Annotated in this window: 3 protein-coding genes; all 3 read right to left on the reverse strand. The window is 42.1% G+C overall.

The features are described from left to right. Positions 1 to 137 (reverse strand): four helix bundle protein (locus tag LZ23_RS25365; RefSeq protein WP_045214512.1); only part of this gene is annotated, 137 nt, incomplete at its 3' end. Between the two features lie 79 nt (positions 138 to 216). After that, complete coding sequence (locus LZ23_RS11940; protein WP_045214514.1) at positions 217 to 555, reverse strand: nucleotidyltransferase domain-containing protein; 339 nt, start codon at positions 553 to 555, stop codon at positions 217 to 219. Beyond that, positions 528 to 920, reverse strand: coding sequence for a HEPN domain-containing protein (locus tag LZ23_RS11945; protein WP_045214516.1), 393 nt, complete (start codon positions 918 to 920; stop codon positions 528 to 530). The genes LZ23_RS11940 and LZ23_RS11945 overlap by 28 nt, the downstream gene beginning before the upstream one ends. Positions 921 to 1,134: the final 214 nt, after the last annotated feature.

Genomic DNA, 1,134 nt, shown 5'->3' on the forward strand with positions numbered 1-1,134 from the left:
TGCCATGAACGTCTGATCTGGCTTGTCAAAGCGTATCTTTCTTCATCTGGAAATTTTTTGCTGATATCAAAAATATGCATAGCCAGCTTATATGCCTTTTGATAAACGATTAATTCCTTGGCTGACTGCACTCCCATCTTTCTGACTCCTGTCCCCTGACTCCTGTTTACTTCTTCAGTGGGCAGTTCTGGAAACAATATGATATACGCTGGGATGTCAGCGGGGCAAATTCTGGTAAATCAACTCTCCAGTACGCAAAATTTCCCTTGGCAATGGATGTGTATCGTTGAAATCGGCCTCTAAGTATGGGTGAGGTTCGATGTCAGGATCAATTTTTCGGGTCAGTCTGGTCAGGAAAAACTTAAAGTCAATGCTGTCGCCTTGAAACCTGTCCGTTACTAGAGCGACATCAATGTCGCTCCATTCATGGGCACTGCCGCTCACATGGGAACCGAAAAGATACGCTCGTGAGACATTAACTCCATGATCCTGCAAAATGCGGACATACTGAGCGACCCTGTCCTTGATTACGGATTGAGCATTCTCAATAGCCATTGCCTGACATCCTTGATGTTCGCAATTTGTTGTTCAGTATATTGTCTTGTACACTTTTGATAAAATTCACGACGATAATCTTCATACCTTGTTTCTATATTGAAAAGGTTGATATACTGCAAAATATCAGCTTGATTTTCAGTAATGTCTATCCCTAAAGTACAAGCAAGTTTGTAAAGATTATGAGTTCTTGGTGTATTTATATCTACATGCTTAACATATAAAGCTTTAAGCAGTTTTTCGATACAAAGATGCCCTACAAAGAGAGACCAAGTATACTCCTTGCTTGCAAACATGTTCATCATCGAGGAGTAATTTTCATCCGAAGATCTTTTCCAGTACTCAACAAGCTCTTCTTTGCGCATAACATTCTTCCGATATTACAATTTCTCTGTAAATGCACTGTCTACAATTAAACTGTCCCCTTGGGCTCCTCTCTGTCGGGCCGCCATATCTGGAAAGCATGTGATGCATAGATGTTGCCAAGCCTCTCGGCGGCAAAGATATTGCCAGCTCTTCTTCCCAGCAGAGTAGCGGTTTCGTTCAGCACAAGGCTGCTTGTGGCAAGTCTTTCATGAC

Source organism: Desulfonatronovibrio magnus (assembly GCF_000934755.1).
GTDB classification, from domain to species: Bacteria; Desulfobacterota; Desulfovibrionia; order Desulfovibrionales; family Desulfonatronovibrionaceae; genus Desulfonatronovibrio; species Desulfonatronovibrio magnus.

Coding starts and splice junctions, on each gene's coding strand:
- LZ23_RS11945 (WP_045214516.1), bottom strand. CDS start 920: ATGCGCAAAGAAGAGCTTGTTGAGTACTGGAAAAGATCTTCGGATGAA.
- LZ23_RS11940 (WP_045214514.1), bottom strand. CDS start 555: ATGGCTATTGAGAATGCTCAATCCGTAATCAAGGACAGGGTCGCTCAG.